Origin of the sequence: Streptomyces sp. NPDC057438 (genome assembly GCF_042802995.1) — a bacterium.
Lineage (GTDB): Bacteria > Actinomycetota > Actinomycetes > Streptomycetales > Streptomycetaceae > Streptomyces.
Genome location: NZ_JBHVDD010000084.1, coordinates 1 through 24888, shown reverse-complemented (window position 1 = coordinate 24888; position 24888 = coordinate 1). Strand labels below are relative to the sequence as shown.

The 24888-nt window shown below is 73.5% G+C and carries 23 protein-coding genes and 1 pseudogene; 14 read left to right on the top strand and 10 right to left on the bottom strand.

Translation table 11 applies throughout. The features are described 5' to 3' along the window. Positions 1-59: 59 nt before the first annotated feature. A pseudogene (locus tag ACFU5F_RS33495) lies at positions 60-818 on the top strand (N-formylglutamate amidohydrolase); the annotation flags it as partial. 10 nt (positions 819-828) lie between these two features. Here the strand turns inward: ACFU5F_RS33495 and ACFU5F_RS33490 are convergent. Next, complete coding sequence (locus tag ACFU5F_RS33490) at positions 829-1671, bottom strand: siderophore-interacting protein (RefSeq protein ID WP_383895565.1); 843 nt, start codon at positions 1669-1671, stop codon at positions 829-831. 171 nt (positions 1672-1842) lie between these two features. After that, positions 1843-2772 carry a 5'-3' exonuclease H3TH domain-containing protein gene (locus ACFU5F_RS33485; protein WP_383895608.1) on the bottom strand — a complete coding sequence of 310 codons (930 nt, stop codon included), beginning with the start codon at positions 2770-2772 and terminating at the stop codon, positions 1843-1845. A gap of 744 nt (positions 2773-3516) precedes the next feature. Here ACFU5F_RS33485 and ACFU5F_RS33480 point away from each other — a divergent pair. Together ACFU5F_RS33480 and ACFU5F_RS33475 are read left to right on the top strand one after the other, a co-directional pair. Then, the gene (locus tag ACFU5F_RS33480) at positions 3517-4098 is read left to right on the top strand and encodes a helix-turn-helix domain-containing protein (protein WP_383895563.1); all 582 of its coding nucleotides are present in this window, start codon (positions 3517-3519) and stop codon (positions 4096-4098) included. A 7-nt stretch (positions 4099-4105) separates the two neighbouring features. Next, complete coding sequence (locus tag ACFU5F_RS33475) at positions 4106-4849, top strand: helical backbone metal receptor (RefSeq protein ID WP_383895560.1); 744 nt, start codon at positions 4106-4108, stop codon at positions 4847-4849. Here the strand turns inward: ACFU5F_RS33475 and ACFU5F_RS33470 are convergent. Continuing rightward, positions 4776-5966: a TDT family transporter gene (locus tag ACFU5F_RS33470; protein ID WP_383895557.1), complete on the bottom strand. Its 1191-nt coding sequence runs from the start codon at positions 5964-5966 to the stop codon at positions 4776-4778. The two genes, ACFU5F_RS33475 and ACFU5F_RS33470, sit on opposite strands and share 74 nt — an antisense overlap. Positions 5967-6036: 70 nt before the next feature. Between ACFU5F_RS33470 and ACFU5F_RS33465 the strand changes: the two genes are divergently transcribed. After that, positions 6037-6960: a LysR family transcriptional regulator gene (locus tag ACFU5F_RS33465; protein ID WP_383895554.1), complete on the top strand. Its 924-nt coding sequence runs from the start codon at positions 6037-6039 to the stop codon at positions 6958-6960. A gap of 155 nt (positions 6961-7115) precedes the next feature. On the opposite strand, the gene ACFU5F_RS33460 is transcribed toward ACFU5F_RS33465, so the two are convergent. The 3 genes from ACFU5F_RS33460 to ACFU5F_RS33450 all read right to left on the bottom strand — a co-directional run bounded on the left by ACFU5F_RS33460 (position 7116) and on the right by ACFU5F_RS33450 (position 10214). Further along, positions 7116-7808 carry a gamma-glutamyl-gamma-aminobutyrate hydrolase family protein gene (locus ACFU5F_RS33460; protein WP_383895552.1) on the bottom strand — a complete coding sequence of 231 codons (693 nt, stop codon included), beginning with the start codon at positions 7806-7808 and terminating at the stop codon, positions 7116-7118. A 92-nt stretch (positions 7809-7900) separates the two neighbouring features. Further along, entirely contained in the window at positions 7901-9340 is a 1440-nt protein-coding gene (eat, locus tag ACFU5F_RS33455) for an ethanolamine permease (protein ID WP_383895549.1), read from the bottom strand. Positions 9341-9467: 127 nt separating this feature from the next. Further along, entirely contained in the window at positions 9468-10214 is a 747-nt protein-coding gene (locus ACFU5F_RS33450) for a FadR/GntR family transcriptional regulator (RefSeq protein ID WP_383895546.1), read from the bottom strand. 105 nt (positions 10215-10319) lie between these two features. Here ACFU5F_RS33450 and ACFU5F_RS33445 point away from each other — a divergent pair, with 105 nt between their 5' ends. The 4 genes from ACFU5F_RS33445 to ACFU5F_RS33430 all read left to right on the top strand — a co-directional run bounded on the left by ACFU5F_RS33445 (position 10320) and on the right by ACFU5F_RS33430 (position 15012). Next, positions 10320-11678: a glutamine synthetase family protein gene (locus tag ACFU5F_RS33445; protein WP_383895543.1), complete on the top strand. Its 1359-nt coding sequence runs from the start codon at positions 10320-10322 to the stop codon at positions 11676-11678. 157 nt (positions 11679-11835) lie between these two features. Beyond that, entirely contained in the window at positions 11836-13215 is a 1380-nt protein-coding gene (locus tag ACFU5F_RS33440) for an aldehyde dehydrogenase family protein (RefSeq protein WP_383895605.1), read from the top strand. After that, the gene (locus tag ACFU5F_RS33435; RefSeq protein ID WP_383895540.1) at positions 13212-13994 is read left to right on the top strand and encodes a 3-oxoacyl-ACP reductase; all 783 of its coding nucleotides are present in this window, start codon (positions 13212-13214) and stop codon (positions 13992-13994) included. Before ACFU5F_RS33440 ends, ACFU5F_RS33435 begins: the two co-directional genes overlap by 4 nt. A gap of 67 nt (positions 13995-14061) precedes the next feature. Next, entirely contained in the window at positions 14062-15012 is a 951-nt protein-coding gene (locus ACFU5F_RS33430; RefSeq protein WP_383895537.1) for a DUF2510 domain-containing protein, read from the top strand. Positions 15013-15040: 28 nt separating this feature from the next. On the opposite strand, the gene ACFU5F_RS33425 is transcribed toward ACFU5F_RS33430, so the two are convergent. Together ACFU5F_RS33425 and ACFU5F_RS33420 are read right to left on the bottom strand one after the other, a co-directional pair. Further along, a complete protein-coding gene (locus tag ACFU5F_RS33425; protein WP_383895534.1) occupies positions 15041-16243 on the bottom strand; it encodes an amino acid deaminase/aldolase in 1203 nt (400 codons plus the stop codon). A gap of 434 nt (positions 16244-16677) precedes the next feature. Continuing rightward, positions 16678-17067 (bottom strand): hypothetical protein, encoded by a 390-nt coding sequence (locus ACFU5F_RS33420; RefSeq protein ID WP_383895531.1) that lies wholly within the window; start codon positions 17065-17067, stop codon positions 16678-16680. A gap of 193 nt (positions 17068-17260) precedes the next feature. On the opposite strand from ACFU5F_RS33420, the gene ACFU5F_RS33415 reads away from it, so the two are divergent. Next, a complete protein-coding gene (locus ACFU5F_RS33415; protein ID WP_383895528.1) occupies positions 17261-19210 on the top strand; it encodes a hypothetical protein in 1950 nt (649 codons plus the stop codon). Next, the gene (gene mycP / locus ACFU5F_RS33410; protein WP_383895525.1) at positions 19207-20463 is read left to right on the top strand and encodes a type VII secretion-associated serine protease mycosin; all 1257 of its coding nucleotides are present in this window, start codon (positions 19207-19209) and stop codon (positions 20461-20463) included. Before ACFU5F_RS33415 ends, mycP begins: the two co-directional genes overlap by 4 nt. Positions 20464-20474: 11 nt before the next feature. Here mycP and ACFU5F_RS33405 read toward each other — a convergent pair whose 3' ends face one another. Beyond that, complete coding sequence (locus tag ACFU5F_RS33405) at positions 20475-21506, bottom strand: hypothetical protein (protein ID WP_383895522.1); 1032 nt, start codon at positions 21504-21506, stop codon at positions 20475-20477. A gap of 149 nt (positions 21507-21655) precedes the next feature. On the opposite strand from ACFU5F_RS33405, the gene ACFU5F_RS33400 reads away from it, so the two are divergent. Further along, positions 21656-22387 carry an SseB family protein gene (locus ACFU5F_RS33400; protein ID WP_383895520.1) on the top strand — a complete coding sequence of 244 codons (732 nt, stop codon included), beginning with the start codon at positions 21656-21658 and terminating at the stop codon, positions 22385-22387. A gap of 68 nt (positions 22388-22455) precedes the next feature. On the opposite strand, the gene ACFU5F_RS33395 is transcribed toward ACFU5F_RS33400, so the two are convergent. Next, on the bottom strand, positions 22456-22812 hold the full coding sequence (locus tag ACFU5F_RS33395) for a DUF1844 domain-containing protein (protein WP_037701706.1): 357 nt from the start codon (positions 22810-22812) through the stop codon (positions 22456-22458). Between the two features lie 331 nt (positions 22813-23143). Between ACFU5F_RS33395 and infC the strand changes: the two genes are divergently transcribed. From infC to rplT, 3 genes are all read left to right on the top strand, one after another. Then, positions 23144-23881 carry a translation initiation factor IF-3 gene (gene infC, locus ACFU5F_RS33390; RefSeq protein WP_383895517.1) on the top strand — a complete coding sequence of 246 codons (738 nt, stop codon included), beginning with the start codon at positions 23144-23146 and terminating at the stop codon, positions 23879-23881. A gap of 132 nt (positions 23882-24013) precedes the next feature. After that, positions 24014-24208, top strand: a complete 195-nt coding sequence (rpmI, locus tag ACFU5F_RS33385; protein ID WP_006374321.1) for a 50S ribosomal protein L35 — start codon at positions 24014-24016, stop codon at positions 24206-24208. 121 nt (positions 24209-24329) lie between these two features. Next, positions 24330-24713, top strand: coding sequence for a 50S ribosomal protein L20 (gene rplT, locus ACFU5F_RS33380; RefSeq protein ID WP_005485307.1), 384 nt, complete (start codon positions 24330-24332; stop codon positions 24711-24713). Positions 24714-24888 lie beyond the last annotated feature (175 nt).

Here is a 24888-nt window from a genome sequence, read left to right as displayed (position 1 = left end):
GCGCCGGGGTGCGTGCCTCGCCGTCGGGGGCGCCGGCGCCGCCGTGCGAGGATCCCCGGATGGATGACGCGCCGCCCTCCCACCGCCTGATCGCGGGCGCGCCCGAGTCGCCCGTGCTGCTGCACGTGCCCCACGGCTCACGGGTGATCCCCGCCGCCGTCCGGGCCCAGATCGTGCTCGACGACGCCGCGCTGGAGCGGGAGTTGGACCACATCACCGACGCGTACACGGACCGGATCGCCGAGCGGGCCGCAGAGCGCTCGGCCGTGCGCCCCTGGTGCTTCGTCAACGAGGTGTCCCGGCTCGTGGTCGACCCCGAGCGCTTCCCGGACGAGCGGGAGGAGATGCTGGCGGTGGGGATGGGGGCCGTCTACACGCGGACCACGCACCGGGAGGCCCTGCGCGCGCCCGGGTACGACGGGCAGCCGCTCGTCGACCGCTACTTCCGCCCCTACGCCGACGCCATGACCGCCGCCGTGGCCGACCGGCTGGAGGCCGTGGGCCGGGCCGTGGTCGTCGACGTCCACTCGTATCCGAGCGCGGCACTGCCCTACGAACTGCACGGCGACGGCCCCCGCCCGCCCGTCTGTCTGGGCACCGATCCCTTCCACACCCCGGCGGACCTGTCGGCCGCCGCCGGGGAGGCGTTCGCCGGCTTCGGCGGCACGGGCCTCGACAGCCCGTTCGCGGGCACGTACGTCCCGCTGGAGTACTACGGGAGGGATCGGCGGGTGAGCGCGCTGATGATCGAGATCCGCCGCGATGTGTACATGGCCGAGCCGGGTGGTGCGGCGGGTCCGGGTGCGGCGGCTGTCGCCGGGCCGCGGGTCACGACGTGGGCGTGCCCTCCTGTTCGGCCTCCACGCGTGCGTTCCACTCCTTCTTCGACGCCTGCCAGCCGTCCTCGTCGTGGCCGAGACGCCAGTAGCCGGAGACCGACAAGTCCTCGCGGGGGACGGCGAGTTCGACGCGGAGCAGACGGCGCAGCTCCTTCACGAAGCCCGCCTCGCCGTGGACGAAGGCGTGCATCCGGCCCTCGGGGAACTCCAGCGCGCGTACGGCCTCGACCAGGGCCGCGCCGACGGGGCGGTCGCCGCGGTGCAGCCAGACGACCTCCACATCGGAGTTGATCTTCTGCTCCTCCTCGGGGCCGGCGACCTCGACGATCGCGTGGGCGCGGGCGCCGTCGGGGAGGGCCTCCAGGGACGCGCCGATCGCGGGCAGGGCGCTCTCGTCGCCGACGAGGAGGTGCCAGTCCGCCTCCGGGTTGGGCGCGTAGGCGCCACCGGGGCCGAGGAAACGGATCAGCTCGCCCGGCTGGACACGGGTGGCCCAGGGGCCTGCGATGCCCTCGTCGCCGTGGAGCACGAAGTCGAGGGTCAGCTCGCCCAGTTCGCGGTCCCAGGCGCGCACGGTGTACGTCCGGGTCACGGGCCACTGCTCCCGGGGGAACTCGGCGCGGATCCGCTCGATGTCGAACGGCTCCGGGTAGGTGACACCCTCGGGGCCGAAAAGGAGTTTGACGTAGTGATCCGTGCTGCCGCGCGGTGAGAACTCGGCGAGGCCGTCGCCACCGAGTACGACGCGCTGCATGTGCGGGGTGAGCCGCTCGGTGCGGACGACTCGCGCGGAGTGGGGCTTCGGGGTCCTTCGTACCGGACGCTCTGCCATGACGGCCTCCCAAATACCTAGCTAAGGCATGCCTAAGTTAGCATCTCCCCCTTGTTGACACCTCACGCGCGTCGCGTGTGCGAGGACTTCACGATGTGAATCGTGCCTCAGGGTCCTCACCACCGAAGTGCCCCCCACCCTCCGGCGTACGCTCCGGCCACGGCGCGCGCCTCACGCCTGCAGCGTACTGAGCAGCCGGTGCAGCGATCCGCCGAGCCCCCACCGCTCCGCCAGTGCGTCCAGTGCGGAGGGGTCCTTCGGTGCGCGCGGCAGAGCCGTGTCGACGTCGGGCAAGGGTACGTCCGCCGCCACCAGGACGACCTTGGGTGCCACCGCGACATAGGGGCGCGCTTCGTCGAGCCGCTTGCGCTGCGACGGCGTGAGCTTCGCCGCCGGGTCGTCGACCGCCGCCATGATCCCGGCCAGGTCGCCGAACTGGTCGAGCAGTTTGGCCGCCGTCTTCTCGCCGATGCCCGGCACGCCGGGCAGTCCGTCGCTCGGGTCGCCGCGCAGCAGGGCCAGGTCCGCGTATCCGCGCCCGACCACCCCGTACTTCTCGCGCAGCCACGCCTCGTCGGTCAGCTGCAGCGTGCCCACGCCCTTCAGGGGGTACAGCACCCGGACCCCGCGCGCGTCGTCGACCAGCTGGTACAGGTCGCGGTCGCCGGTGACGATGTCGACCGGGTCCTTCGCGAGGGCGGTGAAGGTGCCGATCACGTCGTCCGCCTCGTACCCGGCGACGCCCACGCGCGCGATACCGAGGGCGTCCAGGACCGCCTCGATCACCGGCACCTGCGGTGACAGGGTGTCCGGCACCTGCTCCTCGTCGGGCCCGGCCTCGTGCTCCTCGGCGACGCGGTGCGCCTTGTAGGAGGGGATCAGGTCGACCCGCCACTGCGGCCGCCAGTCCGCGTCCATGCACGCCACCAGATCCGTCGGCCGGTGGTCCTTGACCAGCCGGTCGATGAATTCGAGCAGCCCGCGCACGGCGTTCACCGGGGTGCCGTCCGGGGCCTTCACGGATTCCGGCACCCCGAAGTAGGCGCGGAAGTACAACGAGGCGGTGTCGAGAAGCATCAGGCGTCGGGTCACGCCCCGCATCATGCCGTACGCCACCGACACCCGGCCCCCAGGCGCAACCGGCCCGCACCGCCCGGCGCACCCGGGGAGCGTGGGCCGGAGCGGACCGGCGTGCGCGCCCCGCTCCGACGGTCGCCCCGCTCCGACGGTCGCCCCGCTCCGACGACCGCCGGGGCTTCGTGGTGCGCGGTCGCCCCGAACGGACCAAGGTGGTTGCGTACAGGTGTACGGGAAAGATCCGGACAACCCTCCGGCGGTCCCGGACGCCCGGTTCGGGTGCCCCCTTCGTACAGGTGGGGCGGTTCGCATGGGGAACGTCAACTCCGTTACCCGGTCGGTGACTTCGCGGCCGGGGAGAGCGCGGGTGGCCCGGTGGGCCGTGTCGTGGCTGCGCGGGGACGGTTCCGGCGGGCGCCGGACCACGGGTCGCCGGTCCGGTGACGGGGCGTGCCGGAGCGGTCGCCGGACGCGGTCGCCGTGCGGGCGCTCGCTCGTCCGGGGGCGCGGGAGACCCCTGAAAACCGAGGTGGGACGGTGACTCAGCTGGCGCGAAGTGTGAGCATGGACCTTCCGCCCGTTCACGGGGATGTGACGGGCGCGTGAAACGGTTTGCCGAACATGCGTAGGGTGCAGAGAACTCCTCAGGAGAAGTGCTCCCGACGAGTGCCGGACGGGTGGACATCCGTCACCGGACCAGTGAGCGCTCACGAGCCCAGCGGTGGGCGTCCGTGAGTCGACCGACGAGCTGAGGAGGGAGCCGGAGCGATGGGCGACCACAAAGAACAGCCCCTTCGGGTGGGCGCGGCCGTCCGGCGGCGGCGCCGGGCACAGCAGCTCACCCTCGCCGCCGTGGCCGAGCGCAGCGGCCTGTCGGTCCCCTTCCTCAGCCAGGTCGAGAACGAACGGGCCCGGCCCAGCAAGCCCTCCCTGGAGCGCATCGCCGACGCCCTCGGCACCACCGCCGTCGAACTCCTCGCCGCGGCCGACCCGGCGTGCAGCGTCGACGTCGTACGCGCCGCCGACGAGGACGGTTTCACGCCCCCGGACTCCAGCTCGCGCTCCCTGGTGCGCGGTCACCACCAGCTGCACGCCATGGAGTTCACCGGCGACCACGACGAGGGCCGCGAGGTCCAGCACCGCAACGACGAGCTGATGTACGTCGTCGACGGCGCGGTCGAGGTCGAGGCGGAGGGCCGTGCCCACCGCCTCGGCCGCGGCGACACGCTGTACATGTCCGGTGGCGTACGGCATCGCTGGCGGGCCACCGAACCGGAGACCCGGGTGATCGTGGTGGCCGTCGCGGACCACATCGAGGCCCTGGAAGACCGCCACCGCCGGGGCTCGTGAGGCCGCCGTGCGCTCCGTGCCCCGTGTCGTCTCGCTCGTCCCGTCCCTGACGGAGGCCGTCGCCGTCTCGCTGCCCGGCGTGCTGGTCGGCGCCACCGACTGGTGCGCCCACCCGGGTGATCTCGACGTCGTACGCGTCGGCGGCACCAAGAACCCGAAGACCGACGTCATCGCCCGCCTCCGCCCCGACCTCGTGATCGCGAACGAGGAGGAGAACCGCGAGCCCGATCTCGCCGCCCTGCGCGAGGCGGGCGTGGAGGTCCTCGTCACCGAGGTGCGCGACGTGCCGGGTGCGTTCCTCGAACTGGACCGGGTGCTGCGGGCCTGCGGAGCCCGGTCCCGGCCGGGCTGGCTGGACGCGGCGGAGTCGGCGTGGGCCGTGCCGCCGGATGCCGTGGCCGGCCCTGGCCCCCGTGCGACCGCCGTGGTGCCCGTTTGGCGCCGGCCCTGGATGGTCCTCGGCCGGGACACCTTCGCCGGCGACGTGCTCGCGCGGCTCGGCGTGGACCATCTGTACGCCGAGCACGCGGAGCGCTATCCCCGGGTGCCCGTCGAGGAGCTGCGGGCCGCCGCGCCGGACGTCGTGGTGCTGCCGGACGAGCCGTACCGCTTCACTGCCGAGGACGGTCCCGAGGCGTTCCCGGGGCTGCCGTGCGCGCTGGTCAGCGGGCGCCATCTCACCTGGTACGGGCCGTCGCTGGCCGAGGCTCCGGGGGTGCTGGGCGCGGCGCTGCGAGCAGCTCGCCGCTGACCAGCCCGCGCGCGGTGCACACGGCGGCCGTCGCCCACGCGGCCAGCAGCAGCGCGTACAGGGCCACGGCGAGGGCGTCCAGGGCGACGAGCCCGGTGAGCCGCGCCAGCCCCCGCGCGCCGGTCGCACAGGTGCCCACCGGGAAGGTGAAGGCCCACCACGCCAGGGAGAAGCCCATGCCCCGCCGCCGGGCCCGCACGACCAGGGCCGCTGCGAGCGCCAGCCAGAGCAGCGCGAAGCCCAGGACGGGCACCCCGTAGAGGACGGCGAACACGGTGAGGCCGTGCGGGTAGGGGGCCGGTACGGTGCCGGGGGCCGCGTCGGCGAGGTGGGTGACGGCGGTGGCCGACTGCCCGAGCGGCCCGAGGACCAGGAACAGGCTCGGTGTGAGGGCGAGCGGCAGTGGTCCCGCCGTGACCAGCCGGCCGAACACCAGCGGCAGCACGAGCAGCGTGGCCAGGAGGCTCAGCCCGAACAGGGCCAGGCATCCGAGCAGCAGCGTCTGCCGGGCCTGCCCGGCCGGGAGATACGGGACCAGCAGCGGGCCGAGCGCGGCGGACACCATGGGCGCGACGAGGGGGAGGAGCAGGACGGGGGTGATTCCGGCCGGGTCGATCCGGTGCCGGACGATCATCAGGTACGGCACGGTGACGGCGACGACCAGGCCCGTGACCGTGCCGGCGCCGTAGAGCACGACGTCCAGTGCGAGAGCCGCGCGGATCCCGGTCCAGTCCCGGCCGACGACGAGGGCGCCGCCGCCGACGGCCAGCAGGGCCATGGAGAGGCAGCCCTGGAAGGGAGCGACGGCCGGGTCGAGGAGGTGGGCGCGGGCCTGGTCGCGGTGGTGGATCCAGTGCAGGGCGCGGGCGCAGACCACGGTGACCAGGGCGAGGAGCGCGAGCGCCCAGACCGCCGCGCAGGCCGCCCGCACTCCCGGGACGTCCAGGGGCAGCCCGGCGCCGGCGGTGGCCACGATCGCGGTGCCCATGACCGGGGCGTACCAGTGGGGGCCGAAGTGGCGCAGGGCGGGGAAGCGGGGGCGTGCGCCGGGGCGCACGCCGAGCTGCGTGGTGGAGGGGCGGCGAGTGGGGTGGACGGGGCGGACTGCGGTGGCCATGTGCCGAGCGTCGCGCCGCCGGGCGGGGCCCGCCAGGGAGTCCGGTTGTATGGGGGCATAAGCTGGGGTTATGAGCGAGAGCGAGGGGCGGGGCGGGCTGGCCCATCGGGTGCCGGATCTCGGGGCGCTCGAACTGCTGCTGGCCGTGGCCCGGCTGGGCTCGCTCGGGCGGGCGGCGCGGGAGCTGGGCATCACCCAGCCCGCCGCCAGCAGCCGGATCCGCTCGATGGAACGCCAACTGGGTGTCGCCCTGGTCGACCGGTCCCCGCGCGGGTCCCGGCTCACCGACGCGGGGGCTCTCGTCACCGACTGGGCCCGGCGGATCGTGGAAGCGGCCGAGGCGTTCGACGCGGGCGCACAGGCGCTGCGGGACCGGCGCGACTCCCGGCTCCGGGTGGCGGCGAGCATGACCATCGCCGAGTACCTGCTGCCCGGCTGGCTCATCGCGCTGCGCGCCGCCCGCCCGGACACGGCGGTGTCGCTCCTCGCGGGCAACTCGACGGTCGTCGCGGAGCGGCTGCTCGCGGACGAGGCCGACCTGGGGTTCGTGGAGGGGCCCACGGTGCCGGCCGGGCTGGACGCGGCCGTGATCGCGCACGACCACCTGATCGTCGTGACCGCGCCCGGCCATCCCTGGGCGCGCCGCCGCAAGCCCGTGGAGGCGGCCGAACTGGCCGCCACGCCACTCATCCTCCGGGAGAAGGGTTCCGGGACGCGACAGGTCCTGGAGGGGGCGCTCGGCAGCCTGGCGCGCCCCCTGATCGAGCTCTCCTCCACCACGGCGGTGAAGTCCTCCGCGCTGAGCGGCGCCGGACCCGCGGTCCTGAGCGAACTGGCCGTCGGCGAGGAACTCTCCGCGCGCCGCCTGGTCAGCGTCCCCGTCCACGGCGTACGCCTGCGCCGCTCCCTCCGCGCGGTCTGGCCCACAGGCCACCGCCCCACAGGCCCGGCCCGCGACCTGCTGGGCCTGACCCGCGGGCCTGCGGCCGGCTGAGGTCGGCACTCCCTCGCCCTCGCCGCTACCCGTCCCCGCACCAAGGGCTGCGCCCCTTCCCCTCGTCCGCGGGTTCGTCGGGGGCTGATCGCGCAGTTCCAGCGCCCCGGGGAAACGGCCTGCGGCTCATCTCCCGGGGGAAGGGGGGCGGAGAATCAGATCACCCGACAGGACGACGCCTCCGTCAGGGCCAGCATCACTCGGGTGTCCTCGTCCACCTCGGGGTGCCACTGGACGCCCAGGGCCCAGGCGGGGGAGGGGAGTTCGATGGCCTCGATCGTGCCGTCCGAGGCGTGGGCCGATGCCACGAGGCCTGTGCCGAGGCGGTCGACCGCCTGGTGGTGGTAGGTCGGGACGTCGGTCTCCTCGGCGTTGATGTCCGCGTACCGCGTGCCGGGTACCGGTTTCACGGAGTGGCGGCCGAAGACGCCGACCTCGACGACGTGGCCGTCGAGGTGCTGGACGAGCGTGCCGCCGAGCGCGACGTTCAGGAGCTGCATGCCGCGGCAGATGCCGAGCAGGGGCGTGCCGGTGTCCAGCGCCGCCCGGATCAGGGCCAGCTCCCACGCATCGCGCCGCGGTGCGGGCGGGCCGCAGCGCGGGGAGCGCTCGGCGCCGTAGAGGGCCGGGTCCACGTCGGGCCCGCCCGCGATGACCAGGCCGTCGAGGCGGGCGACCGCGTCGGCGGCGTACGCCGGGTCGTCCGGCGGCAGCATCGCGGCGACGCCGCCCGCCGCCTGTACGAGCCGGGGGTAGCCGACCGGCAGCAGGGCCGCCTCCAGCTCCCACACACCCCAGCGCGCGCCGGACTCCAGATACGTACTCACACCGATCAGCGGCCTGGTCACGCCTGCTCGCTCCCTGCTCGTGGAACCTGTACGACTACTCGTGGGACTCGGCACCCGGGGTACCCGTGGCACCCGGGTACCCGGGCACCCGGTCAGTCCCGCGCCAACTCTGCCTCGGCGGCGGCCAGCGCGGCGAATTCCTCCTCCGGTGCCTTCGCCACGAGGTGCTTGCGGCTGTAGAGGCCGAAGTACGCCGCCGCCACCGCGTACACGACGAGCGCGATGACCGCGGCCGTCACGTCGACCAGGAAGGTCGCCACCAGCGCCGAGCACGCGAGGACGAGCGCCACCGAGGAGGTCAGCACCCCGCCCGGTGTGCGGTACGGCCGCTCCAGCTCCGGCTCCCGGCGGCGCAGGACGATGTGCGACAGGGACATCAGCGCGTAGCTGATCGTGGCGCCGAAGACGGCGATGTTCAGCATCCGGCCGCCGTCACCCGTGGCGGTGGCCAGCGCGAAGCCGATCGTGCCCGGCACCAGCAGGCCCAGGTAGGGGGCCTTGCGCTTGCTGGTGAGGGACAGGACCCGGGGCAGGTATCCGGCCCGGGAGAGGGCGAACAGCTGCCGGGAGCCCGCATAGATCAGGGAGAAGAACGAGGCGACGAGGCCGGCCAGACCGGCGTAGTTCACGAACAGGCTGAGCGGGGTGGCCTCGCCGTCCGGCTGCAGCGCCTCGACGAGCGGGTTGCCGGCGTCCTGGATGGCGGCGGAGCCGCGCGCCCCGGCCGCGGCGAAGAAGGTGATCACCGCCAGCACCACGAGGATGCCCATCGACCAGCGGATCGCCTTGGGCAGCGCCCGGGCCGGGTCCTTGGTCTCCTCGGCGGCCAGCGGCACGCCCTCGACGCCCAGGAAGAACCACATGCCGAACGGGAACGCCGCCCAGATGCCGAGCAACCCCATCGGCAGCCATGAACTGGCTCCGTACGCCGAGGTGTCGACCGGGATGTCGTCGAGCGCGGCCACGCTGAAGTCGGGCAGCGCGCCCAGCGCGAACACGACCAGGGCGAAGACCGCGAAGCCGGTGACGACGAAGCTCGCGATCAGTGCCTCGCCGACGCCCCACAGGTGGATGGCGATGAAGAACGCGAAGCAGAACAGATAGACCGGCCAGCTCGACGTCAGGCCGAACAGGCCCAGCGACTCGACGTAGTCGCCGATGAAGATCACGATGGCGGCCGGGGCGAGCACGTACTCGATCAGGATCGCCGTGCCGGTCAGGAAGCCGCCCCACGGGCCGAGCGCCCGGCGTGCGAAGCCGTAACCGCCGCCCGCCGTGGGCAGGATCGCCGAGAGTTCGGCGAGGGCGAAGACCATACAGGCGTACATGGTGCCCATCAGCACCGTGGCGATCGCCAGACCGCCGAAGCCGCCCTCCGCGAGGCCGAGGTTCCAGCCGGAGAAGTCGCCGGAGACGACATAGGCGACGCCGAGGCCGGTCAGCAGCACCCAGCCGGCCCTGCCCCGGCGGAGCGTCCGGCGCTCCAGGTAGTCGTCCGCCGCATCGGCGGTGTCCGTGTCTTTCAGGGACATGGCGCACTCTCCCCACTCAAAGGAATGGATCCATACCTTTGTGGGGTGGGTGGCCGAAAAGCAATACCCCTGCGTTAAGCGAGCGTAAAACCGTACTCATTCGGGATGTTCGTCCGAGTGCCTCGGCTCACCCGAGGAAGCCGCGCAGCAGGGCCGCCGTGCCGGAGCAGTGCTCCCGCATGATCTCCCGCGCCGCCTCGGCGTCCTCGTCCAGCACGGCCTCCACCAGGGCCGTGTGCTGCTGCTGGGAGTGCTCCAGGTTCCGTACCAGCAGCGGGATGCAGTCCAGCAGGTCGTTCACCCCGGCGCGAACGGCCGCGTACTGGCCCGCGAGCGACGGGGAGCCGGACAGCTCGGCGATGGTGAGGTGCAGGAGGGTGTCCAGGCGGCGGTACTCCGTGAGCGGCGCGTTGTGCGTGCGGGCCAGGGCCGTCCGTAGCCGGTCTATCTCCGCGCTGGTCAGGCCGTGTGCGGCGCACAGTCCCGCGGCGCCCACCTCCAGCACCTCGCGGAAGCGCAGCGTGTCCTCGACGTCGATGCCCTTCAGGCGGCGGCGCAGCTCGTCCTCGCCCGGGGTGGCCACGCGCGGGAGCACGAACGTGCCCCCGTACCGCCCGCGCCGTGCCTCGATCAGCCCCTGGTCCTGCAGCACCTTGAGCACCTCGCGCAGCGTCACCCGGCTGATGCCGAGCCGCTCCGCCAGTTCGCGTTCCGCCGGCAGCCGTTCGCCGCCCGGCACCAGGCCGAGCCGGACGACCTGGAGGATCTGCTCCAGCGCCTCCTCGAAGCCGTTGCCGGCCCGCACCGGCCGCAGTACGGACGCCAGCCGGTCGTCGGCCCAGGGAGTGCCCGGTTCCGCCCCTGTCTGCGACATGTGGACGTTGCCCCTTCCCAACTAATGGTTACGGGTAATACCTTATGGCTCCCGGATGGCTGAATGCCTCCGGGGTGGCCGAAGAAGCCCCTAGGAGGCTTTCCCGTGGCAGACCGCACACCCCCGCTCACCGTCGAGGAGCTGCACGCCCTCGTCGCGGCCGGTGAGATCGACACTGTCGTCCTGGCCTTCCCCGACATGCAAGGGCGCCTCCAGGGCAAGCGGTTCGCCGCGCGCTTCTTCCTCGACGAGGTCCTCGCCCACGGCACCGAGGGCTGCAACTACCTGCTCGCCGTCGACACCGAGATGAACACCGTCGACGGCTACGCGATGTCCTCCTGGGACCGCGGCTACGGCGACTTCGCCATGCACCCGGACCTGAGCACCCTGCGCCGGGTGCCGTGGAACGCGGGCACGGCGATGCTGATCGCCGACCTCGCCTGGAACGACGGCTCGCCGGTCGTCGCCGCGCCCCGCCAGATCCTGCGCCGCCAGCTGGAGCGCCTCGCCGAACTGGGCTACACGGCCAACGTGGGCACCGAGCTGGAGTTCATCGTCTTCAAGGACACCTACGAGCAGGCCTGGGACGCCGGCTACAAGGGCCTGACCCCGGCCAACCAGTACAACATCGACTACTCGGTCCTCGGCACCGGCCGCATCGAGCCCCTGCTGCGGCGCATCCGCAACGAGATGGAGGCCGCCGGGCTGACCGTCGAGTCCGCCAAGGGCGAGTGCAACCCCGGCCAGCACGAGATCGTGTTCAAGTACGACGAGGCCCTGGTCACCTGCGACCAGCACGCGGTCTACAAGACCGGCGCCAAGGAGATCGCCGCGCAGGAGGGCGTCTCGCTCACCTTCATGGCGAAGTACAACGAGCGCGAGGGCAACTCCTGTCACATCCACCTCTCCCTGGCGGACGCCGACGGCGGCAACGCCATGGCCGACGGTCAGGACATGTCGCAGGTCATGCGCCACTTCCTGGCCGGCCAGCTCGCCGCGCTCCGCGACTTCTCGCTGCTGTACGCGCCCAACATCAACTCGTACAAGCGGTTCCAGCCGGGCTCCTTCGCGCCCACCGCCGTGGCCTGGGGGTACGACAACCGGACCTGCGCGCTGCGGGTCGTCGGCCACGGCCGCTCGATGCGCTTCGAGAACCGGCTCCCCGGCGGCGACGTCAACCCGCACCTCGCCGTCTCCGGGCTGATCGCGGCCGGCCTGTACGGCATCGAGCAGAAGCTCGAACTGCCGGAGGTGTGCACGGGCAACGCGTACGCCGCCGGGTACGACCAGGTGCCGACCACCCTCCGCGAGGCCGCCGAGCTGTGGGAGAACAGCCCCATCGCCAAGGCCGCCTTCGGCGAGGAGGTCGTCGCGCACTACGCCAACATGGCCCGCGTCGAGCTGGCCGCCTTCGACGCCGCCGTGACCGACTGGGAGCTGCGCCGTTCCTTCGAACGTCTGTGAGCCACGGACCACGTCCATGAGCCCGCCGAGTACGTCCGTGAGTCACCGAGCACCTCGTGAGTCACCGAGCACCTCGTGAGTCACCGAGCACGCCCGTGACGCACCCGCTGTGAGAGGCCCTGTCTTGTCCGAGCAGTCCCTGCAGTCCCCGCAGTCCGTGCAGTACGAGCACCAGCTCCAGGTACTGAACCCCGCCACCGAGGAGGTCGTCGCCACGGTCCCGGCCGCCACGGCGGCGGACGTCGACGCCGCCGTCACCCTGGCGACGAAGGCCCAGCGGCAGTGGGCCGCCCTGGCCCCCGGCGACCGTGCCCGGCTGCTGCGCCGCTTCGCGGTGACCGTGGACGAGCACCTGGAGGAGCTGGCGCTGCTGGAGGTCCGGGAGGCCGGACACACCCTCGGCAACGCCCGCTGGGAGGCCGGCAACGTCCGCGACCTGCTCGACTACGCGGCGGGCGGCGTGGAGCGGCTCACCGGCCGGCAGATCCCGGTGGCCGGCGGTCTCGACGTCACCTTCCTCGAACCGCTCGGCGTCGTCGGGGTGATCGCCCCCTGGAACTTCCCCATGCCCATCGCGGCGTGGGGCGTCGCCCCCGCGCTCGCGGCCGGCAACGCGGTGCTCCTCAAGCCCGCCGAGACGACACCGCTCACCGCGCTGCGCCTCGCCGAACTGGCCCGCGAGGCGGGGCTCCCCGAGGGCCTGTTCCAGGTACTGCCCGGCCACGGCCGCGTCACCGGCAACGCCCTGGTCGAGCACCCCGGCGTCGCGAAGATCGTGTTCACCGGGTCGACGGCCGTGGGCAAGCAGGTGCTGGCGAAGGGCTCGGCCCTGCTCAAGCGCGTCACCCTCGAACTCGGCGGCAAGAGCCCCAACATCGTCTTCGCCGACTCCGACCTGGAGGCCGCCGCCGCGGCCGCCCCCATGGCCTTCCTCGACAACGCAGGACAGGACTGCTGCGCCCGCACCCGCATCCTCGTCCAGCGCTCCGCCTACGACCGTTTCCTCGACCTCCTCGCCCCCGGCATCGAGTCCGTCCGGGTCGGCGACCCGGCCGACGAGGCCACCCAGATGGGCCCGCTCATCTCCCGGGTCCAGCTGGACCGCGTCCGCGCGTACGTCGACCCGGACGCGCCCGGCATCCGCGGCAAGGTCCCCGAGGGCCCCGGCTTCTGGTTCCCGCCGACCGTCCTCACCGGCGTCGGGCCCGGCGCGCCGGTGGCCGCCGAGGAGGTCTTCGGTCCCGTCGCCGTCGTCCTCCCCTTCGAGGACGAGGCCGACGCGATCCGCCTCGCCAACGACACCCCCTACGGCCTCTCCGGCTCCATCTGGACCCGGGACGTCGGGCGCGCGCTGCGCGTCTCCCAGGCCGTCCGCGCGGGCAACCTGTCCGTCAACTCCCACTCCAGCGTCCGCTACTGGACCCCCTTCGGCGGCTTCAAGCAGTCCGGTATCGGCCGTGAACTCGGCCCGGACGCCCTGACCGCCTTCACCGAAACCAAGAACGTCTTCATCAGCACGGAGGGCTCCGCACAGTGACATCGGAAAACACCTGCCGCCGCCTGGTCGGCCGTACCGCCGTCATCACCGGTGCCGGCAGCGGCATCGGTCTCGCCACCGCGCGCCGCCTCGCCGCCGAGGGCGCGCACGTGGTCTGCGGCGACCTGGACGAGGCGCGCGGCAAGGCCGCCGCCGAGGAGGTCGGCGGACTCTTCGTCAAGGTCGACGTCACCGATGCCGAGCAGGTCGACGCGCTGTTCAAGGCGGCGTTCGACACCTACGGCAGCGTCGACATCGCCTTCAACAACGCGGGCATCTCGCCGCCCGACGACGACTCCATCCTGGAGACCGGACTGGAGGCGTGGAAGCGGGTCCAGGAGGTCAACCTCACCTCCGTGTACCTGTGCTGCAAGGCCGCGATCCCCTACATGCGCAGCCAGGGCAAGGGCTCGATCATCAACACCGCGTCCTTCGTGGCCCGCATGGGCGCCGCGACCTCCCAGATCTCGTACACGGCCTCCAAGGGCGGTGTGCTGGCCATGTCCCGGGAGCTGGGCGTGCAGTTCGCGCGCGAGGGCATCCGCGTCAACGCGCTCTGCCCGGGGCCGGTCAACACCCCGCTGCTGCAGGAGCTGTTCGCGAAGGACCCGGAGCGGGCCGCGCGCCGGCTCGTGCACATCCCGGTCGGCCGGTTCGCCGAGGCCACCGAGATCGCCGCCGCCGTGGCGTTCCTCGCCAGCGACGACTCGTCGTTCGTCAACGCCACCGACTTCCTGGTCGACGGCGGTATCTCGGGCGCGTACGTCACCCCGCTCTAGGCACCTTCCGGACGGCGCACCCCGGTGGCCGGACCACCGGATCGGCCGGTGTGATTAAAGTGCCGGGATGAGCAGTTCGCCGCCGCCCGGCTGGTACCGCGACCCGTCCTACCCGCTCACCGAACGCTGGTGGGACGGGACCGCGTGGACCGACCACCGGCGCCAGCCGGAGCAGTCCGCGCCGCCGGTGCTCCCGCCGGGGCCGCCCACACGCGCGGGCCTCGGCCGCACCAGGGCCGTGGCGCTGGCCGCCGCCGGTGCCGTCCTGGTCGCCGGGGCGGTCACGGGCGGCGTCCTCCTGCTCGGCGGCGACGGGGACGGCGGCCGGGAGACGAGGACCGCGCCGACCTCACCGGCCTCCGGCCCCGACGGCGACGACAGCCCCACCCCGACGAAGCCCGCCACCGCGTCCCCCACCGGCGCCCCGGACGTCGTCACCGACGACCTCAACGGCATCACGTTCCCCGTCCCCGACGGCTGGGAGAACGGCGACGGATCGGCCGAGGACGACGCGGTCCTGGTCACGGACGACGGCATCTACGACTGTCCCGGCGACAACGGCCTGTGCCGGCACGGCACGGTCGTCTCGCGGACCGTCACCGGCAGCGCCGAGACCTCCCCGAAGATCCTTGCCGAGAACGACATCGAGGACGCGGCCGACGACGCCTACGACCGCGACGAACTCGACCGGCGCCCCTACGACGGCATCACCGGCCACGAGGTCGTCGGCTCCGGCTCGGTCGCCGTCGCGGGCCGCGCCGGCTACTACGTGCGCTGGCGCGTCACGACCGGGGCCGGACCCGGCGGCTACGTCCAGTCCCTCGTCTTCCCCTCCAGCAGCGGCTCCGAGGCCCCGGTCCTCGTCCGGTTCGCCCTCGACGCGGGCGACGACGGCCCACCGCTCGACGACATCGACGAGATCGTCGAGGGCATCCGCGCGGTGGGCGACACGGACAAGGACAAGGACACGGACTCCAAGACGGGCGGGGGAGTGGGCAGCAGCCTCGGCCCCTCCTGAGACCGGGCGGCGCCCCCGCCGCCCCCGGCTACAGGAACGTGTGGCCCTCGCCGCGGTACGTCGGCACGGCCGCCGTCACCTCGTCGCCCTCGACCAGGTGCAGCACGTCGAACCGCTCGCACAGTTCGCCGGCCTTGGCGTGCCGGAACCACACCTTGTCGCCGAGCAGCAGATCGTCGGCGGGCGCCCCCAGCAGCGGGGTCTGCACCTCGCCGGGACCCTCCTGCGGGTCGTACTTCAGCCCCTCGGGCAGATACGGCACGGGGAGCCGGTCGGGGCCCGGCGCGCCGGAGGCCGGGTAGCCGCCGCCCAGGACCGTCACGACCCCGACACCAGGACGCCGTACGACGGGCATCGCGAACAGCGCGGCCGGACGCCCGCTGAACGAGGTGTAGTTGTCGAAGAGACGCGGCACGTAGAGCCCCGAGCCGGCGCCGATCTCGGTGACCGAGTCCTCCGCCGCCGTGTGCTGCACACTGCCCGTGCCGCCGCCGTTCACGAACTCCAGGTCCGGGGCCACCCGCCGTACCGCACGCACCACTTCGGCCCGCCGCGCGGCCAGCTCCTTCTTCGCGGTGGCCTGCATCATCCGGATGGCCCGCGACCGCAGCGGCCGCCCCGCCACCGCGTCACCCACACCGGCGATATGGCCCTCGTACGCCATGATCCCGACCAGCTTGAACCCCGGGCGCTCGGCGACCGCGCGGGCCATGTCGGCCACCTGCGCGGGGGAGTGCAGCGGGGAGCGCCGCGCCCCGACCCGCACCCGGCCGCCGAGCAGCTTCAGCGAGGTGTCCAACTCCAGGCAGACGCGCACGACTTCGGTGCCGCCTCGCCGGGAGTTGTCGATCAGCTGGAGCTGGGCGGGGTCGTCGACCATGACGGTGACGGCGGCGGCCAGCTTGGGGTCGCCCGCCAGTTCGGCGAAGGCCTCGTGATCGGCCGACGGGTAGGCGAGGAGCACGTCCTCGAATCCGGAGCGGGCCAGCCACAGCGACTCGGCGAGGGTGAACGACATGATGCCCTCGAAGCCGTCACGGGCCAGGACCCTCTCCAGGAGGGCCCGGCAGCGAACGGACTTGCTCGCGACGCGGATCGGCTTGCCGCCGGCCCTGCGCAGGAGGTCGTCGGCGTTCGCGTCGAAGGCGTCCAGGTCGACGATCGCCAGAGGGGCGTCGAGATGAGCTGTGGCCCGGTCGTACCGGGCCCGGTCGGCGGCGCGCGCAGTCATGCACGAAGCCTGCCAGACATGATTACCGCAGGGTAGGGGGACGTTCCGGGCAGAAGCCGCGGGCCGACGGACTGGTTCCCGTTCGACGGGGGCCAACCCGTAGAGTGACGCGCACGCAGGGACCGCCTCGACGGGGATGCCGATCCGCTGCCGCGGGTATGGCTTGCCCGTGGTGACGGGGACCGTCGGCGGGCGCGTCCCGGGTACGCGTGACGACCGCTCCCCACGGGCGGTCGGACGCCCGGACGGCCTCCGGGTCGCACGGGACGAGGAAACGGGGGGTGCATGAGCACGGAAGCACGTCGTGCCTCCCTCCCCCCACGCCCACCGGTCCCGCCCCGCCCCTCCATACCGCCGGACCACGAGCCCACGGTCATGCCGCCGGCCGCACCACCGGGCACTCCGCCTCGGCCCCCGTCGAGCGGGACCGGGTCTCAGAGCGAGTCGGCGGACACGTGCCCGCCGCCCCCGGGCTCCGCCGCCTCGACCACCCCTCCGCAGGGCGCGACCACGCGTCCGTCCGCCCCGGGCACGCGTCCGTCCGGGCCGGGTGCGTCCGGTCCGGGCTCCCTGTTCGGCTCCGGCCCGGCAGGCGGCTCCCCGGCCCCTCCGCCGCGCCCGGACCGCGCGCCGTCGGCCGGGAACGGCCCGACCGTGCCGCGCCACCCGCAGCGGCCGCCCTTCACGCCCGCACCCGCGCGGCCCGGCACTCCGCCCCGCCCGTCCTCGGCGCCCGCGTCGACGCCGGACGGGCTCCGGAACGTACTACGGCACCCCGGCACGGCCGATGCGCCGAGCACCCCGGACAGCGGCCGGAGTTCCACCGGCGGACCCGCACCTTCCCGTCCGCACGGCTCCGACCCGACGGCCCGTCAGGGCGGCCTGCCGCGAGGCTCCCGGCCGACAGCCGGACAGAACCCGGTACGCGGCTCCGGCGCGGCGGCGGGACCCGACCCCGTACGCGGGCCGGGCGAGGCGGTGGCGGACCCGGCTCCCGCGCGGGCTGCCGGCCAGGCCATGACCGGTCGCACCTCGGCGCCTGACTCCGCCGCCCCGCCGGGCGGCCGGCGCCCCACCCGTGCTTCCGCCGCGGACGACGGCACCGCCCCGCAGCGTGGCGAGCACCCGCGCTTCTCCGACTTCCGGCGCACCGCCGGCCAGCACGGCGGCACCCCGGCCACCCCACCGCCCCCGGCCGCCTCCGCCCGTTTCCCGGACGCCCCGCCGCCGGCCCGGACCCGGTTCCTGAACGCTCCCTCGACGGCTCCGACACGCTTCCCGGACGCCCCGCCCGTGGCCTCGGCCCGCTTCCCGGACGACCCCCCGGCCGCCGGCCGCCGGGAGGACACACCACCCCCGGCCTCGGCCCGCTTCCCCGACGGCCCGCCGTCGACACGAGACACCACCCGACGAGACACCACCCGACGGGACACCACTCGGCGGACGGCTCCCGCGGGGCCCTCCGATTCCGCGCCGTTCCCGGGACCCGCCCGCCCCTCCGGCCCCGCACCGTCCCCGGGTGCCGCACGGCCCACCGGCCGGCGGCCCGCCGACCCGGCCCCGGCCGCCGACGGCGCCCCCGCCCGTTCACCCCGCCCTTCCCGCGCTCCCGCCGACGGTGCGCCGCCCCGCTCCTCCGGTCCGACCTCCTCCGGCACGGGCGGTGCCCGGCCGTCCGGCGCCCCCGCCGGCGAGGCATCGCCGCGCCCCTTCGGCGGCGCGCCCGCCCGGCCCGCGGCCTCTTTCACCGACGGCGCGCCCCCGCGCCCCTCCAGCCCGTCGTCCTCCGCCGGCCGTCCGACCCGCCCCTCGGCCCCCTCCGTGGACGGCCGTCCGACCCGCCCCTCCGACTCCACCCCCGGCGGCACGTCGACCCGCCCGGCCGGACAGCCCCAGAAGCCGGCACCCCGCAACGCCGGGACGGCATCCGCTGGTGCCGTCCCGCTCTCCGGTCCCCCCGCTCCCGCCGCGCCGCCCCTGCGCCGCCCTCCGCCCGAGGCGCGGGGCCCCGAGGGCACCCCGCACCCGCGGCCGCTCACACCCGAGCGTCCCGGCACCTGGCAGCCTCCGTCGGGCGCGTCCCGGCGCTCCGCCGAAGCCCTCGACGGCGTCATCGGCGCGTCTGCCGGACGCCCCTTCGTGACGTTCGCGCAACCCGACACCTCGGCGTGGACCCATCCGGAGCCGTACGGCGCCCGGAGCCGCAAGCCCCGGCCCACCAAGGCGCGGGCGGCTGCCGTGGCCCTGTGCGTGGTGCTCGGCGTCGGCCTCATCGGAGGCGCGGCGGCCGGGAGCTGGCTCACCGGCGACCCCGGGGCCGACGGCTCCCGTGACACCTTCGCGATGGCCGGGCAGCTGTGGCACGGCGTACCCGTCGACGAGCTGTTCCCGCCCACCGTGCGGGGCGAGGGTGCCGGGCCCGGTGGCACCGACCGCACCTGGACCCGGATCGCCGTCTCGCCCGACAGCGGTTGCGCGGACGCCTTCGACCCGCTGCTGCGCAAGGTCCTCGCCCCCGCCGGCTGTCTGCGGCTGCTGCGCGCCACCTACACCGACGCGACCCGCAGCAACGTCACCACCGTCGGCCTGATGTTCACCAAGTCCGACGCCGCCGCCATGACCGCGCTCAGGAACCGCTTCGCGAAGGACGGACTCGACCGCCGCACCGACCTCATGCCGCGGCCGTACGCGGCCGAGGACACCGTCGCGGCCGGTTTCGGCGACGACCAACGGGCCTCCTGGACGATCTCCGTCCTCACCGACGTCCCCGTCGTCGTCTACGCCGTCTCGGGCTTCGCCGACGGCCGTACCGTCACCGAACCACAGCCGGCCGAGGACGCGATGAAGGCCGGCGCCACCACCGCCCCCGCCCAGTCCGGTCTCGGCCACGAGGCGAAGGGCCTCGCCGACCGCATCGAACGCGGTCTGCGCCGGACCGCCGCGTCCGCCACGGAGCAGCCTTCATGAACACCGGCGAACCCGGGACCGCCAGGACCACCGTCACGGCGCAGGACACCGTCCACCCGCACCCCGCCCGCCGGGCCCGGCGCCCGCGCCTCGGCCTGCTCAGCCTCCCCCTCGCCGCCTCCCTCGCCCTCCTGCCGTCCACCGCCGCGCACGCCGACGGCATCCGGGACCAGCAGTGGGCGCTGGAGGCGATGCACACCCAGGAGGCATGGCGTACGACGAAGGGAGCGGGCATCACCGTCGCGGTGCTCGACACCGGCGTCGACGACGAGCATCCGGACCTGGCCGGCAACATCCTGCCGACGAAGGACATGGTCGGCTTCGGCGCCTCGCGCGGCGACCGCCCGTGGGCCCGGCACGGCACCGCCATGGCCGGGATCATCGCCGGACACGGACACGGGGTGAACAACGCCGACGGCGTCCTCGGCATCGCTCCCGAGGCGAAGATCCTCCCCGTCCGCGTCATCCTGGAGGACAAGGACCCGGCCCGCTCCAAGGCCCGCAGCACCCGTGGCAACGCCCTCGCCGAAGGCATCCGCTGGGCCGCCGACCAGGACGTCGACGTCATCAACCTCTCCCTCGGCGACGACTCCGAGTCCGCCCACCCGGAACCCTCCGAGGACGCCGCCGTCCAGTACGCGCTGGCGAAGGGCTCGATCGTCGTGGCCTCGGCCGGCAACGGCGGCGCGAAGGGCGACCACATCTCCTACCCGGCCGCCTACCCGGGGGTGATCGCCGTGACCGCCGTCGACGAGGACGGCGACCGCGCCCCCTTCTCCACCCGCCGCTGGTACGCCACCGTCAGCGCCCCCGGCGTCGACGTCGTCATCGCCGACCCGGACCGCAAGTACTACGAGGGCTGGGGCACCAGCGCCGCCGCGGCCTTCGTCTCCGGTGCCGCCGCCCTCATCAAGGCGGCCCACCCGAGCCTGACCCCCGCCCAGGTCAAACGCCTCCTGGAGGACACCGCCCGGGAGGCCCCCGTCGGCGGCCGCGACGACTCGCGCGGCTTCGGCTTCGTCGACCCGGCGGCAGCCATCCGGGAGGGCGCCGCTCTCACCTCCGACGACCTCAAGACCGCCTCCTACGGCGGCAAGTACTTCGGCTCCGGACCGGACCCGGTGGAGAAGGAGGAGCCGACCGCCGGCTGGGCCGCTCCCGTCGCGGGCGGACTCGGAGTGTTCCTGCTGGTCACCGCCGTGATGGTGTGGCGGGGACGCGGTCGCGGCCGGCCCGACGAGTACGTGGTCTGACACCGGAGCGCCTACGAGGTGCCCGCCGCACCCGCCCCGCCCGTCGCGCCCTCTCCGAACACCGAGACGGCCGCCCGCGCCGCCGCCTCCACCAGCGAGATCCCCTTCGCCTTCGTCGTGTTGCCGTTCGACACCACCGCGACCAGGCAGGCCCGCCCCTCCACCGTCACCCGGCCGATGCTGTCGATGACCCACAGCCCGGTGGCGGTACGGGGCAGCCAGCCGTTCTTCAGGGCGAACCCGGACCCCTCGGCCCCGCCCGTCGCCGCCGCCGAGACGCCCCAGTCCTGTCCCCGGGCGATGTGCCCCATCAGTTCCTGGACGTACGCCCGCGAGGCCGCGCTCAGCTCGGACGTGTCGTCGTCGCCGAACACCTGCCGGAGCAGGGTGAGCTGGTCGGCCGCCGTCGTCCGGGTCAGACCCCAGTACAGACCGTCGCCGCCCTCGGTGTCCGTCAGCCCGAACCGCTCGTTCGCGGCGTCGAGGCCGTCCGCCTGCCCGATCGCCTTCCACAGGGCCGTCGCGGACGCGTTGTCGCTGTCCTGGATCATCGCGGAGGCGTACGTCCGCTCCTGCGCGGTGAGCTGCCGGTCCGCGTCCTGCGCCCGCAGCAGCAGGGCGGCCAGAATGTCCGTCTTGACGATGCTCGCGGTCTCGAAGCGTGCGTCCCCGTACCGGGCCGACTCCCCGGACGCCATGTCCAGGACCGCCACGGACACGGCCGCCCCGTCCTCGACGGTCACCTCCGCCAGCGCCGTCGCGAGCAGCGCGTCGTGGTCCACCGCGGGCGCCGCCACAGGTTCCACCGAAGCCTCCTCAGCGACCATGTCCGCCTCCGGCGCGGTGGAGGCCGAGGCCGTCGGCGTCACCGGCGACGACGCCGACGACGATACGGCGGAACCCGCGCCGTCCAGCGCCCGGGCCCTCATGTACACCGACCCGGCGGCCGTGCCGCCGACCAGGACGAGGACGGCGAGCGCGAGGTGGGGGAGTGGACGGCGCGCGGCAGGGCGGGCGCGGCGACGGGCTCTGGACGACGGCATGCCGCGATGGTGCTGCGCCGCGCTGTGCGTGTGGTGAGGCGGTTGTTAAATCCCGGTCAGGGACGGCTGAGGAAACCGTGAGGAAGGTGACCGTCACGTTTCCGGCCTGCCGGACGCCCGGGGGACCTGCCCCGATAGGGTCGACGACCGTGGCGAACAAGAACATCCCCGACCCCGGCTTCTCCGACGACGACGGTTCCGCGGACCCCCGGCTGAGCGCCGCGCTCGCCGCCTGGTCCGAGGACCGGACGGCCGTGGGCCCCGTCCTCGAAGCCCTCGGGGGAGCCCGGCTGCTCGTGCCCGTCGTGGCCGTGCTCGGCGAGGTCGAGGTGGACGAGAACGGGCTGCGCCGGGAGAAGACCAGCGACATGGCCGTCCCCACCCTGAAGGCCGGCGGCCGCACCGCCCTGCCGGCCTTCACCTCCACCGACTCCCTGGCCCGCTGGGACCCCGCGGCCCGGCCCGTCGCCGTACCCCTGCACCAGGCCCTGCGGGCCGCCGCGCACGAGAAGGCCGACACGATCGTCCTCGACCTCGCGGGTCCCGTCACCTACGAACTGACCGGTCCCGCCCTGCTCGCGCTGGCCGAGGGGCGCACCACCACCGACCCGCTCGCCGACCCCGCCGTCCGGGACGCCGTACGGTCCGCCGTCGCCGCCGAGCCGGCCGTGCTCCGTGCCCACCTCGGTCCCGGACAGGCCGACGGCACCCTCGCCCTCGTCCTCGACCCGTCCGCGGACCCGGCCGAGGCCGCGCGGTCCGTCGCGGGCCGCCTCGCCGCCGACGAGACACTGCGGGCCCGCCTGGTCCGCGGCCTCGACCTGGCCCTGCTGCCGGCCGGGGCGACACCACCGGGCGAGCCCCTGTACGTGCGGGAGTAGCAGGCGGGTGCGAGCGCCGCCGTCAGCCGCGGGCGCGGGTACCGGCCGCCAGGTGGGCGGCAAGGGTCCTAGCCGTAGACCGGGCCCGTGTACTTCTCGCCCGGCCCCTGGCCCGGCTCGTCCGGTACGACCGACGCCTCGCGGAACGCCAGCTGCAGCGACTTCAGACCGTCGCGCAGCGGCGCCGCGTGGAAGGAGCTGATCTCGGTCGTGGACGCGTCGAGCAGGCCGGCGAGGGCGGTGACCAGCTTGCGGGCCTCGTCCAGGTCCTTGTACTTGTCGCCCTCCTCCGTCAGACCGAGCTTCACCGCGGCGGCGCTCATCAGGTTGACGGCGACCGTCACGATCACCTCGACCGCGGGGACCTCGGCGATGTCGCGGGTCATCGAGTCGAAGTCGGGGTTCTCAGGAGGGGTCTCACTCATGCCCCACACGATAGGCCCCGGCGCGTACGCCCCGACCTGCGGGAGGCGGCCGCAGCTCGATTGGCACGCCGGGTTTGAACCCGGTATGGTTGTGTCAAAGACCGGCTGGACACCTGTGTGCCCGGCCCGCAAGTGGAGGCTCCGAACTCCCACCTGACCGCCCTCCGGGACGGCAGGTCACCCGGTCAGACGGCCCCCACCGTTCCGTACGGACGGTGGAGTCGTCCGATATTGCGCCCCGCGGGACACCGCGGCGGTGCTCCGGCAGTACATGGAGCCCCGCCTGTGTCCTGTCCGGGGCATTTTTCATGGGTCCCGACGGTTGGTCCTGATGTCAACCAGACATGACGCGGCGGTCCGCCAGACCGTCGTGTGGTGCTACCGAGGAGGATCCATCAGCGCCGAGCCCCGCATCAACGACCGGATTCGCGTTCCCGAGGTGCGACTTGTCGGTCCCAGCGGCGAGCAGGTCGGAATTGTTCCGCTTGCCAAGGCCCTGGAGCTTGCGCAGGAGTACGACCTCGACCTGGTCGAGGTGGCCGCGAACGCCCGTCCGCCGGTCTGCAAGCTCATGGACTACGGGAAGTTCAAGTACGAGTCGGCCATGAAGGCCCGTGAGGCGCGCAAGAACCAGGCGCACACGGTCATCAAGGAGATGAAGCTCCGGCCGAAGATCGACCCGCACGACTACGACACCAAAAAGGGTCACGTCGTCCGGTTCCTCAAGCAGGGCGACAAGGTCAAGATCACGATCATGTTCCGTGGTCGCGAGCAGTCCCGGCCCGAGCTGGGCTACCGACTGCTGCAGCGGCTCGCCTCGGACGTCGAGGAGCTCGGGTTCGTCGAGTCGAACCCGAAGCAGGACGGCCGAAACATGATCATGGTTCTCGGTCCGCACAAGAAGAAGACCGAGGCGATGGCCGAGGCCCGTCAGGCGCAGGAAGCCCGGAAGGCGGAAGCGAAGGCCAACCCTGGCAAGTCGCAGAACGCCGCCGAGCAGACCGACGCCGGACAGTCCGACGTGGAACACGTCGAGACGGCTCCGGCCGAGGAGCCTGCGGAGGCGTAAGTCCCCGGGACGCGAGTCCGGGGGAAGCCCCTGGACACCCGTCCAGGGTGTCAACCGAAAGAAATGACGTTCCGTCGTGCCCGGTTTCGCGACCGGGCACCGGAGCGCCACTGACGAGGAGAGAACGGCGCTATGCCGAAGAACAAGTCGCACAGCGGTGCCAGCAAGCGATTCAAGATCACCGGCTCCGGCAAGGTGCTCCGTGAGCGCGCCGGCAAGCGCCACCTGCTCGAGCACAAGTCGTCCCGCGTGACGCGCCGCCTCACCGGCACCGCCGAGATGGCCCCGGGCGACGCCGCGAAGATCAAGAAGCTTCTCGGCAAGTGACGCGGCGGCGCCTGACCGGCTGACCGGCCGGTCGCAGCGCGCCGTACGTACGTCAGAACCGGGACCCCATCGATTTCGGGTCGTGTGACGACAACCACGGCCCCGCTACAAGGAGTAAAAAGTGGCACGCGTCAAGCGGGCAGTCAACGCCCACAAGAAGCGCCGGGCGATCCTCGAGGCGGCCTCCGGCTACCGCGGTCAGCGTTCGCGCCTGTACCGCAAGGCCAAGGAGCAGGTCACCCACTCGCTGGTCTACAACTACAACGACCGCAAGAAGCGCAAGGGCGACTTCCGTCAGCTGTGGATCCAGCGCATCAACGCTGCGGCCCGCCAGAACGGCATGACGTACAACCGCCTCATCCAGGGTCTGAAGGCCGCGAACATCGAGGTCGACCGCAAGATCCTCGCCGAGCTGGCCGTCAACGACGCCACGGCGTTCTCGGCGCTGGTCGAGGTCGCGCAGAAGGCGCTGCCGGCGGACGTGAACGCGCCCAAGGCGGCGTGACGCCGGCGCTGGCCTGACCGCGTTTGTGTGACCCGGACCCGCAGGTGCTTGCCGCCTGCGGGTCCGGGTGTTTGGTGGGTGCGTTGTCGGGTGCGGGTGGGTGGGGGCTGGTCGCGCAGTTCCCCCCGCCCCTGAAAATCAGGGGCTGGGCCGCCAGCCTTTAAGCCCCGCCGCC

Coding starts and splice junctions, on each gene's coding strand:
- ACFU5F_RS33490 (WP_383895565.1), bottom strand. CDS start 1,671: ATGGCAGAGCGTCCGGTACGAAGGACCCCGAAGCCCCACTCCGCGCGA.
- ACFU5F_RS33485 (WP_383895608.1), bottom strand. CDS start 2,772: ATGCGGGGCGTGACCCGACGCCTGATGCTTCTCGACACCGCCTCGTTG.
- ACFU5F_RS33480 (WP_383895563.1), top strand. CDS start 3,517: ATGGGCGACCACAAAGAACAGCCCCTTCGGGTGGGCGCGGCCGTCCGG.
- ACFU5F_RS33470 (WP_383895557.1), bottom strand. CDS start 5,966: ATGGCCACCGCAGTCCGCCCCGTCCACCCCACTCGCCGCCCCTCCACC.
- ACFU5F_RS33465 (WP_383895554.1), top strand. CDS start 6,037: ATGAGCGAGAGCGAGGGGCGGGGCGGGCTGGCCCATCGGGTGCCGGAT.
- eat (WP_383895549.1), bottom strand. CDS start 9,340: ATGTCCCTGAAAGACACGGACACCGCCGATGCGGCGGACGACTACCTG.
- ACFU5F_RS33450 (WP_383895546.1), bottom strand. CDS start 10,214: ATGTCGCAGACAGGGGCGGAACCGGGCACTCCCTGGGCCGACGACCGG.
- ACFU5F_RS33430 (WP_383895537.1), top strand. CDS start 14,062: ATGAGCAGTTCGCCGCCGCCCGGCTGGTACCGCGACCCGTCCTACCCG.
- ACFU5F_RS33425 (WP_383895534.1), bottom strand. CDS start 16,243: ATGACTGCGCGCGCCGCCGACCGGGCCCGGTACGACCGGGCCACAGCT.
- ACFU5F_RS33415 (WP_383895528.1), top strand. CDS start 17,261: ATGACCGGTCGCACCTCGGCGCCTGACTCCGCCGCCCCGCCGGGCGGC.
- mycP (WP_383895525.1), top strand. CDS start 19,207: ATGAACACCGGCGAACCCGGGACCGCCAGGACCACCGTCACGGCGCAG.
- ACFU5F_RS33405 (WP_383895522.1), bottom strand. CDS start 21,506: ATGCCGTCGTCCAGAGCCCGTCGCCGCGCCCGCCCTGCCGCGCGCCGT.
- ACFU5F_RS33395 (WP_037701706.1), bottom strand. CDS start 22,812: ATGAGTGAGACCCCTCCTGAGAACCCCGACTTCGACTCGATGACCCGC.
- infC (WP_383895517.1), top strand. CDS start 23,144: ATGTCAACCAGACATGACGCGGCGGTCCGCCAGACCGTCGTGTGGTGC.
- rpmI (WP_006374321.1), top strand. CDS start 24,014: ATGCCGAAGAACAAGTCGCACAGCGGTGCCAGCAAGCGATTCAAGATC.